The organism is Siphonobacter sp., from assembly GCF_048595215.1.
Taxonomy (GTDB): domain Bacteria; phylum Bacteroidota; class Bacteroidia; order Cytophagales; family Spirosomataceae; genus Siphonobacter.
In genome coordinates this window covers 1-10,376 of the sequence record NZ_JBMDWJ010000392.1, presented here as the reverse complement: position 1 = coordinate 10,376, position 10,376 = coordinate 1, and the positions used below count along the sequence as shown (strand labels likewise).

The window sequence follows — 10,376 nt, the reverse complement described above, 5'->3', positions numbered from 1 at the left end:
GATCGGGATTTAAAAGAACTCTATCCTTACGTCGGAAAAGTCAATACCGAATTTGCCAAATTAAAAGATCTTTCGGATGACGAACTTCGTCAGCAAACGGCTGATTTGAAGGCAGTCATCAAGGAAAGGCTTGCTCCCATTGATCAACAATCCGAAGCGATTCGTCAGCGTATCGATGCGAATCCGGATATGGACATCAATGAAAAAGATTCGCTCTTCAAGCAGATTGATGCCCTCGAAGTACAGTCGGATCAGAAGTTGGAGGATGTATTACTTGAAATCCTGCCCCGGGCTTTCGCGATTGTGAAAGAAACGGGTCGTCGCTATACCGAAAATGGTCAGTTGGTAGTTACGGCTAACCTACATGACCGTTTTGTAGCTTCCAGAAAATCGAACGTCATTATTGACGGAGACAAAGCGATCTGGAAAAATACTTGGAATGTCATGGGTCAGCCCATCACCTGGAACATGGTGCACTACGATGTGCAGCTGATTGGTGGGGTGGTACTGCATCAGGGTAAAATTTCCGAGATGGCTACCGGGGAAGGTAAAACGCTGGTATCAACGTTACCCGCTTTCCTAAATGCCCTAGGCGGAAAAGGCGTACACATTGTAACGGTCAACGATTACCTGGCCAAACGTGACTCCGAGTGGAATGCTCCACTGTTTGAGTTTCACGGGATGAACGTAGACTGTATCGACCGGCACGAGCCCAACACGCATTCGCGTCGGCAGGCGTATCAGGCTGATATCACCTACGGTACCAACAACGAATTTGGTTTCGATTACCTCCGCGATAACATGGCTCGCACACCCGAAGAACTGGTGCAGCGGAAACACCATTACGCCATGGTCGATGAGGTCGATTCTGTATTGATTGACGACGCCCGTACCCCCTTGATCATCAGTGGGCCGATGGTGAAAGACAATGACGTACAGGAATTTGAAATGTTAAATCCCCGGATCGAGCGTCTGGTGGATGAGCAGCAAAAACTCGTACAGGGCTTTCTGACGGAAGCTCGCCGGTTGATCGCTGCGGGTAATACGAAAGAGGGTGGACTGGCTCTGTTTCGGGCACACCGGGGATTGCCAAAATACAAGCCGCTGATCAAATACCTCAGTGAGCAGGGCAATCAGGCCATCATGCGGGCCACTGAAAATGACTACTTGCAGGAACAAGGCAAACGAATGCCCGAAGCCGATGCTCCCTTGTATTTCGTCATTGAAGAGAAAAATAACTCCGTAGAACTGACGGAGAAGGGTATCGACGTGATGACCACGAAGAACGAAGATCCTAATTTCTTCATTCTGCCGGATTTGTCGGTAGTCCTGAATCAAGTTGAAAAATCAGATCTTTCTGAAGCAGATAAAATTCACAAGAAAGACGAGATTATCCGCGATTATTCCATTAAGACCCAACGGATTCACACGGTTAATCAATTGCTGAAGGCTCATACGCTTTTTGAAATTGACGTGGAATACGTGATCATGGATGGAAAGATCAAGATCGTCGATGAGCAGACGGGCCGGATTATGGAAGGGCGTCGCTACTCGGACGGTCTGCACCAGGCCATTGAAGCTAAGGAACGCGTTAAAGTGGAAGACGCCACGCAAACCTACGCGACGGTTACGCTGCAAAACTACTTCCGGATGTACCACAAACTTTCGGGTATGACCGGTACAGCCGAAACGGAAGCGGGTGAGTTCTGGCAGATTTACAAACTCGATGTAGTAGCCATCCCAACCAACCTGAAGATTGTTCGGAAGGACGAAGAGGATAAGGTATACAAAACTGTTCGTGAGAAATACAATGCCGTTGTTCAGGAAATCGATGAGCTGGTGAAAGCCGGCCGTCCGGTACTGGTGGGTACAACCTCAGTTGAAAACTCGGAAATCCTGAGCCGTTTGCTGCGGATGCGGGGTATTCAGCACCAAGTATTGAACGCCAAGCAACACCAACGCGAGGCCGAAATTGTGGCTTCCGCGGGTCACTCCCGTAACGTAACCATCGCGACCAACATGGCTGGTCGGGGTACGGATATTAAGCTGACGCCCGAATCGAAAACATCCGGCGGTTTAGCGATTATCGGTACGGAACGTCACGAGTCGCGGCGGGTTGACCGTCAGTTACGCGGTCGGGCGGGTCGTCAGGGTGATCCCGGATCGTCTCAATTCTTCGTATCGCTGGAAGATAACCTGATGCGTCTGTTCGGTTCTGAGCGGATTGCCAAGGTAATGGACCGGATGGGTATGGAAGAAGGAGAGGTAATCCAGCACTCGATGATTACATCATCGATTGAGCGGGCTCAGAAGAAAGTAGAGGAAAATAACTTCGGTATCCGGAAGCGTCTGTTGGAATACGATGACGTGATGAACTACCAGCGGGAAGCCATTTACAAACGCCGAAAAAATGCGTTGTTTGGGGACCGTCTGGCTCTGGATATTGCCAATATTACCTACGACGTTTGCGAAGAACTGGTTAACAATAACCCAAGCTTCGAAGAACTTGAATTGCGGGTGATTGAGACGCTGGCTATTCAGTTACCCTTCACTCGGGATGAATTCCTGCGGATGAAGCCTGAGCAACGTACACACCAGTTACATACTGCGGCCGAAACTCATTATCAGGCGAAAGGTGCGGATATTGCTCAACGGATGCGTACGTTCTTCCAGGATCTGTTCGAAGCCAACCAGGGTAATGTGAACGAGCAATCGGTCATTGGACTGCCCTTTACTGATGGAGAGCACGTGATGGGCTTCCAGGTGAATTTCCTGAAAGCACTGAACTCTGAAGGCCGGGAAGTAACCCGTGAAATTGAAAAGAATATCGCTCTGACGGTGATCGACCAGGAATGGAAAGAACACCTTCGCGATATGGATGACCTGAAACAGTCGGTACAGAATGCCGTATTTGAGCAAAAAGATCCCTTGCTGATTTATAAGTTCGAATCGATTGATCTGTTCAAGCAGTTCATCAATAAAGTCAACTTTGACATTGTTCAGTTGCTCATGCGTTATGACGTGCCTGAGCTGTTCGTTGATCAGCCACAGGTACCTCAGCCGCCGCGTCGCCCTGAACCACAGCCCCAGTTACAAACGAGTAAAGACGATGTATCGGGACTGACGGGTGGAAGTGGACCGAGCGTAGAAGAGCTTGAAGAAATTGCTCCTTCGATAGAACGGCCTCGTCAGCAACCCATTCGTGTTCAGAAGATTGAACCTAACCAACGGGTATCGGTTCAGTACATGGATGGCCGCGTAGAGCGGGACGTGAAGTTCAAGAAAGTAGAAGAAGATGTGAAACGTGGCGTATGCGTACTGATTGATTAGTATCGTTAGCTATCACTTTTCATTTTTGGTAAAAAGGTCAGTCTCTGGTAGAGGCTGGCCTTTTTACGTTTTTGTTCTTATGCCATAAAACCCGGTAATGGTAGCGGGGCAGGTTATACTAATATTTTCCTACAAACCATCTGATGGATAGGCTACACCTGCTTTTTCCCCATACAAACTAAAATTTCCTAATTCCTGCTGACATAGGGCTGTCATGGAGCCCTTCTACTTTTACATCCGAACAATAAACCAGCTGAGACGATGGAACTGATTCCGATGTTTTTAAGAGAAATGGAGCAGGAAGCTCAAACGACCCGTAAGATGTTATCCCGTGTACCCGATGATAAATTGGACTGGGCTCCGCACGAACGTAGTATGAAAATGCGGACTCTGGCAACGCATATCGCCGAACTACCTACCTGGGTGACGATGACATTAACGACGGATGAACTGGACTTTGCTTCCAATCCTTATCAGAAACAGGAGATTAATACGAATGCAGATCTTATGGAGTTTTTCGAAAAAAGCCTGGAAAATGGGAAGACACAGTTAATTCCAAAAAACGAACGTATTCTCAACGAACCCTGGACGTTGCGGGACGGTGAAACCATCTACAGTATCCGGCCCAGACACGAAGTCATCCGTATGGCTCACAACCAGATCGTCCACCATCGAGCTCAGCTAGGGGTGTTCCTACGTCTGCTGAACATACCGATTCCGGGTAGTTACGGGCCCAGTGCGGATGAGATGAATTTCTAACGAAGAAAACCAGCCTTTGGGTTGGTTTTCTTCGTTTCAGGGGAAATCTTTGGTGAGTATCAGCATTCTTGCGTACCTAACCTCTTACCTGATGAATCACCTGCCAGCCAGCCAGCCGATCCGTTGGCATTACCTGCGTCGTACCGCCCTTTGGTTCGTTGCCCTCTATACCATTCTGTATACGCTCCCGCTCACCGATATGGAGGCAATTATTGAGTTGACGGAATGGGTAGGCCAACAGGTAATACATCTGGAGAGTGCCAAGAAAATATGGAATACGGGCAGTGGCGATACCTCTTTTTCCTACGCGTACCTGTTTGTACTCAGTTTGTTTTGCCTGGGCATGGCAGTCCTGCTGGCGGCAGTGGTTGGTCCCCGCCGAAACTACACGTTGTTTTACGTACTTACGCAAACCTTTGTTCGCTATTACCTGGCGTACTTTATGCTCTTTTACGGGTTTGCTAAAGTATTTGAAGGCCAATTTATTTCGCCGCCACTCCTTTCGCTGGAGCAAACCTATGGCAATTCTTCACCGATGGGCATCATCTGGGTAATGATGGGATTGTCGAAAGCGTACGCCGTTTTTGGAGGATTAGGCGAAGTACTCGGAGGGCTACTGCTCTTTTTCCGACGAACCAAGACCCTGGGAGCTCTGCTGATTGTGGCCGTGATGACCAATGTTGTCATGCTGAATTTTGCCTATGATATTCCGGTCAAGTTATTTTCGAGTTATCTACTCTTGTTGGCTTTCTTCGTATTGGCACCAGATATTCCTGCCCTGGTGCGACTGTTTCTCCTACAACAGCCCGCTCAGTTGAATCAGTCGTCACTGACTTTATCCGGGAAGGGGCAACGTCTCACGCACACGATTGGTAAAACGCTGGTGATCTTGTTTCTAATCATGAAAACCAGTGCTAGCTTCAAGCCCTTTCCTGATGCTGATATTGCGTTGCGGGGCACCTACAAAGCCGAAACCTTTGTTCTGGGTACCGATACGCTGCCGCCTCTTACCACGGATAGTATTCGCTGGCAGAAGCTGCTGATTGAGAATAGTTACGGAATTTTATTACGCATGAACAACAAACAGGAATACTATAACACCAAAATCGATGAGCAGAAGAAAACCATTCGCTTTACTAATATGCATGATTCAACGCAGCGGTACACGCTGAACTACGTTTGGGCAAAAGATACATTTCAGCTCAGAGGTGAATGGGAAGGCAAGCCTTTGCAGGCCAGCTTTCGTCGTAGAAAAGTTGAGGAGTATACGTTAACAGGTCGCGGGTTCCATTGGATTAATGAATATCCTTACAACCGGTAGTGGTACAGTTTATTTAGATTTTCTGCGATTCCATAGTTCAATTATATGTCACATCGCAAGCCTTATCTACCCACAAAAATCTGTCCGGTTTGTCAGTTACCGTTTAGCTGGCGGAAGAAATGGGAACGGAATTGGGAAGAGGTCGTGTATTGCAGTGACAAATGCCGAATGAATAAATCAACCATTAAACCCAAGTCTGAAAACGTATGAAACCTTTCATCTATGTTTTATTACTAGTCAGTTTTATAGCTTGTAAAAATAAAGACGCCGACTCGCTGGTGGGTAAGTGGATGACGAGTGGCCAGAATCCCGAGGCTTGGGGCTTTGTATTGGATAAAGAAGGAATCGCTACAGCTTTGCCCGTTAAGGGCGTTCAATATAAAACCTGGGAACAGGTAGGCAGTAATCTGGTTTTGCACGGTACAAAATCAGAAGAACCGTATACGAACAGCTTTAAGATTCTTTCCCTGAAAGACAACACCCTAGTTGTAGAAGACGAGGACGGTCGGGAACTCACCTTTACTAAAACGTCAGCGATGAACGCCAGTGATCAGGATGAAGAAGCCTGTTATGCGTATACCATGAATCAGGATACCGTTTTTCTGCACCTGACGGCAACGCGTCCACGGGTAACGGGTGATCTAACGTACCAACTTCACGAAAAGGACGCGAATCGTGGTAGTATTCAGGGAAAAATGAAGGGGGATACGCTTTTAGCCGAATATACCTTTAATTCCGAGGGTCGCTCTTCTGTACGCGAAGTGGTTTTCATCAAAAAAGGGGATACGTTGGTGGAAGGTTTTGGCCCAGTCCATGATAAAGAAGGTAAAGTAGTTTTTCAAAATCATAAGGACATTACCTTTACAAATGGCCTTTCGCTGAAAAAAGTCAATTGCGTGAAATAAGCTTTTAATGGGATTTTATCATTTTCCAATTCAATTCGAGACAGTCCAGCAGGGCTGTCTTTTTTTCTATCCGCTCATTCGTTTCTTCTGTTAATTTTATGCGTTCATTAGTCAACGCTCATCCATGTCTAACCGCTTTACTACGCAGTGTACGCTTTTCGTCTCCCTGCTGACCACCTCTATTCTATACGGACAAGTTATTCCCATCGAAACGCAGCAAAATGCACTGGTATTGCAAACGGATGCCAATAAGCGAGTAGGAATTAGCTATTTCGGTCCTCGCCTGCAGCAAACCGCTGAATACGGCTCCATCCTCAAGGAAAGTCGCCAGCAGGACGAAAATGCAGGTATTTCTAACTCAGCCTATACGCCGAGTGGCTCCTGGAGTTTGTGCGAGCCCGCTATTCGCATTACGCACGCCGATGGCAATACCTCGCTTGAATTACAGTACCAAAGCCACCAGACGCAAAAGCAGGACGATAATGTAAGCCTGACGACTGTAGTGCTGAAAGATCCGGCGTACGCGGTTGAGGTCACGCTGTATTACAAAACCTACGCCAAGGAAAATGTAGTGGAGCAATGGAGTACCATTCGTAATCAGGAAATGGGTACGATTATCCTGCATAAATACGCTTCGGCGAACCTGTACTTCGTGGGTAAGCAGTTTCACCTGACGCATTACCACGGGGGCTGGGCTCACGAAATGAATCCGGAAGAAACGCAGTTAAAAGCTGGTATCCTTTCGTTGGATTCCAAACTGGGTACCCGAGCGAACCTGTTTCAACCGCCTACCTTTATGCTTTCCTTCGACAAACCTGCTTCGGAAGAAGAGGGCAAAGTACTACTTGGAACGCTGGGATGGTCGGGGAATTTCAAGATTGACTTTGAAACGGATACGTACAATAACCTTCGTCTGATTGCGGGCATCAACCCACACGCGTCGGAGTATCCGCTAGCGGCGGGGCAGGAATTTAAAACGCCTTCGTTTATCTATACCTACTCGGATCACGGGAAAGGCGAGGCCAGCCGCAATCTGCACCGCTGGGCCCGCAAGTACCGGATTCTCGACGGAGAAGGCTCCCGTCTGACGCTTCTGAACAACTGGGAAGCTACGTATTTCGATTTCAACGAGCAGAAACTAACGGGCTTATTTGCGGACGGTAAGAAACTTGGTGTCGATTTATTCCTGCTTGATGATGGCTGGTTTGCTAACAAGTATCCCCGAAACGGAGATAATGCGGGCTTGGGCGACTGGAAAGAAAACGTTAAAAAATTGCCGCATGGGATTGGTTATCTCGTTAAAGAAGCCCAGAAAGCGGGAGTGAAGTTCGGAATTTGGGTAGAGCCGGAAATGGTGAATCCCAAAAGTGAATTGTACGAGAAACACCCGGAATGGGTGATCAAACAGCCCGCTCGTCCGGAACATTATTTCCGTAATCAGCTGGTACTGGACTTGTCGAATCCGAAAGTACAGGACTTTGTTTTTGGCATCCTGGATGATCTGTTTACAAAGAATCCGGATCTGGCGTTCATCAAGTGGGACTGTAATGCGGTAATCTATAATGCTCATTCGGAGTATCTGAAGAGTACCAAGCAAGCGGAATCGAAGCTGTACGTGGATTACGTACTTGGACTTTACAAAGTACTCGAACGCGTACGGGCCAAGTATCCGAAAGTGCCGATGATGCTTTGCTCAGGGGGCGGTGGGCGTGTGGATTACGAAGCCCTGAAATACTTCACCGAATTCTGGCCGAGTGATAATACCGATCCGCTGGAACGCATCTTCATGCAATGGGAGTACTCGTATTTCTATCCGACGATCGCTCACTGTGACCACGTCACCGACTGGGGCAAACAACCCCTCAAGTACCGTACGGATGTGGCCATGATGGGTAAAATGGGCTATGATATTGTAGTAAGCAAGCTCGACGAAAAAGACTTGCAATTCAGCCAGCAGTCCGTAGCAACGTACCGCTCCATCAGCGATGTGGTTTGGCACGGCGACCTGTACCGGATGGTGAACCCTCGCGAAAATGACTTTGCTTCGCTCATGTTCGTGAATGGAGACAAGAGTCGTTCGGTATGGTTCAACTACATGGTGAGTAGTCGGTTTGGAGCGGGTTCTGGTCGGGCACTACCCTTAAAAGGACTTGATCCGAAGAAGAAGTACGCCTTGAAGGAGATCAACTTATACCCCGGCACGCAATCAAAAATTACGAAAGAGGCCGTTTACACGGGCGATTTTTTGATGACAGCAGGCTTTAATCCTGCTGTTAATCTGAATCGTACCAGCGTTATTATTGAGCTGACGGAGGTGAAATAAGTCGTGTAATGATCAGTAAAAGAGGCTATCTCCTTGGAGATAGCCTCTTTTTTATGAGGGGATGTTCCCCGCATTTCATACGGGGTTAATCACATTGAACCCCTTCGGGGTTTGGCTTCTGTGGTAAAATAAGTAACGGGTGCAGGTTTCCGAACCTGTACCCATCTTCGGGCAGTTTCCAACTGCCGTATTTTCCTTGTTTGTTAAAAGTTGAAGGCAGTTAAGAACTTGCCGGATTGTAGGTACAGGTTTAGAAACCTGCACCAGTAAGGGAGATTATTTTTAAATTAATATCTGAAAATCAGAGTATTAAAACTATAATTTGTATTCCCTGTGAAATATTTTTCCGATCCCGTAAACTATTTCACAACTATTTTAATTTACATGTATATACATATATGTTTGTACGAGCCTTGTAAAAGCCGTGGAGACTATACCTGAATCGAATCGTCTTTAACAAAATATTTTTATGAGTCTCATCAGTGATTTAGAGTGGCGTTACGCTACCAAAAAAATGAACGGCGTACCCGTTCCTCAGGAAAAGGTTGACATTATTCTGGAAGCGGCCCGTCTGGCTCCGACGTCTTCGGGTTTGCAGCCGTTTGAAATATTGGTCATCACGAACCAGGCTTTGAAAGAGCAGATCCTGCCGATTGCTAACCACCAAAGCCAGATTGTGGATGCTTCGCACGTACTGGTTTTTGCGGCCTGGGATGACCTGGATGCTCAACGCATCAAGGACATGTTTCTGCATACAACTCGCGAACGCGGCTTGCCCGACGATCGGATGGACAGCTACAAAAACATGTTATTATCCGTATACGGAGCTAAGACCGCCGAAGAGAACTTTCAGGCAGCTGCCCGTCAGGCGTATATCGCTTTTGGTATTGCCATCGCTGCTGCCGCTGAGCAACGCGTAGATGCGACACCGATGGAAGGCTTCAACGCCGCTGCGTTGGATGAGTTACTGAATCTGAAAGAAAAAGGCTTACGCAGTGTAACCTTATTGCCCCTGGGCTACCGCGACGAATCAGGCGATTGGCTGGCTCCGATGAAGAAAGTACGCAAGCCGAAAGATCAGTTTATTACGGAATTGAATTAGTTTATGGTTGATAGTTGTTAGTTTCTAATACAGAATTACGAAAGCCAACGAACAACGAATAACCAACAACCAATAAAAAAGAGAGGCGTTTCCAGATTCTGGAAACGCCTCTCTTTTTTAACTGAAGAAGTCCTTCATTTTTTCGAAGAACGATTTATCATTTTTCGTTGGACGGGGCTGGAAGTTCGGCGAAGTCCGCAGTCGCTCCAATATGCCTCGTTCTTCCGCGGAGAGTACGCGGGGCGTCCAGACGTTTACGTAAATCAACTGGTCACCCCTGCCGTAGCTGTTCAGCTGGGGAATACCCTTGCCCTTCATCCGTAAGATCTTACCGCTTTGCGTACCGGGTTCCAGAGTAATTTTGGCCCGGCCTTCAATCGTTGGTACTTCCAGGGAGGTACCCAGTGCCGCGTCTACAAAGTTGACGTACAACTCATGAACGACGTTGTTTCCGTCGCGTTTCAGGTCGGCATTCTCTTCTTCCTCTACTACAATGAGCAGATCGCCGGGAATACCACCCCGGGGCGGCACGTTACCCTTGCCGCCCATCGACAGTTGCATGCCTTCCGCTACGCCCGCCGGAATTTTGATCGAGATTACCTCTTCGGCCAGCGTACGGCCTTCGCCCATACACAC

8 protein-coding genes are annotated in these 10,376 nt (G+C 47.7%); 7 read left to right on the top strand and 1 reads right to left on the bottom strand.

What is annotated here, in order from left to right:
* The 7 genes from secA to ACOJTG_RS23935 form a co-directional block, all read left to right on the top strand.
* On the top strand, positions 1–3,330 hold a 3,330-nt coding region (gene secA / locus ACOJTG_RS23965; protein WP_420156125.1), incomplete at its 5' end, for a preprotein translocase subunit SecA.
* Between the two features lie 261 nt (positions 3,331–3,591).
* Positions 3,592–4,089 (top strand): DinB family protein, encoded by a 498-nt coding sequence (locus ACOJTG_RS23960; protein ID WP_420156124.1) that lies wholly within the window; start codon positions 3,592–3,594, stop codon positions 4,087–4,089.
* A 91-nt stretch (positions 4,090–4,180) separates the two neighbouring features.
* Positions 4,181–5,410, top strand: a complete 1,230-nt coding sequence (locus tag ACOJTG_RS23955; RefSeq protein WP_420156123.1) for a hypothetical protein — start codon at positions 4,181–4,183, stop codon at positions 5,408–5,410.
* Positions 5,411–5,455: 45 nt separating this feature from the next.
* Positions 5,456–5,620, top strand: coding sequence for a DUF2256 domain-containing protein (locus ACOJTG_RS23950; RefSeq protein ID WP_420156122.1), 165 nt, complete (start codon positions 5,456–5,458; stop codon positions 5,618–5,620).
* Entirely contained in the window at positions 5,617–6,315 is a 699-nt protein-coding gene (locus ACOJTG_RS23945) for a lipocalin family protein (RefSeq protein ID WP_420156121.1), read from the top strand. The genes ACOJTG_RS23950 and ACOJTG_RS23945 overlap by 4 nt, the downstream gene beginning before the upstream one ends.
* A gap of 124 nt (positions 6,316–6,439) precedes the next feature.
* On the top strand, positions 6,440–8,638 hold the full coding sequence (locus ACOJTG_RS23940; protein ID WP_420156120.1) for an alpha-galactosidase: 2,199 nt from the start codon (positions 6,440–6,442) through the stop codon (positions 8,636–8,638).
* 469 nt (positions 8,639–9,107) lie between these two features.
* Entirely contained in the window at positions 9,108–9,740 is a 633-nt protein-coding gene (locus ACOJTG_RS23935) for a nitroreductase family protein (RefSeq protein WP_420156119.1), read from the top strand.
* 117 nt (positions 9,741–9,857) lie between these two features.
* Here the strand turns inward: ACOJTG_RS23935 and ACOJTG_RS23930 are convergent.
* Positions 9,858–10,376, bottom strand: a 519-nt coding sequence (locus tag ACOJTG_RS23930) for a DnaJ C-terminal domain-containing protein (RefSeq protein WP_420156118.1), incomplete at its 5' end; no start/stop codon positions are given.

Excerpts from the sequence above, each read along its gene's own strand:
- ACOJTG_RS23960 (WP_420156124.1), top strand. The coding sequence starts at position 3,592 with ATGGAACTGATTCCGATGTTTTTAAGAGAAATGGAGCAGGAAGCTCAA.
- ACOJTG_RS23955 (WP_420156123.1), top strand. The coding sequence starts at position 4,181 with ATGAATCACCTGCCAGCCAGCCAGCCGATCCGTTGGCATTACCTGCGT.
- ACOJTG_RS23950 (WP_420156122.1), top strand. The coding sequence starts at position 5,456 with ATGTCACATCGCAAGCCTTATCTACCCACAAAAATCTGTCCGGTTTGT.
- ACOJTG_RS23945 (WP_420156121.1), top strand. The coding sequence starts at position 5,617 with ATGAAACCTTTCATCTATGTTTTATTACTAGTCAGTTTTATAGCTTGT.
- ACOJTG_RS23940 (WP_420156120.1), top strand. The coding sequence starts at position 6,440 with ATGTCTAACCGCTTTACTACGCAGTGTACGCTTTTCGTCTCCCTGCTG.
- ACOJTG_RS23935 (WP_420156119.1), top strand. The coding sequence starts at position 9,108 with ATGAGTCTCATCAGTGATTTAGAGTGGCGTTACGCTACCAAAAAAATG.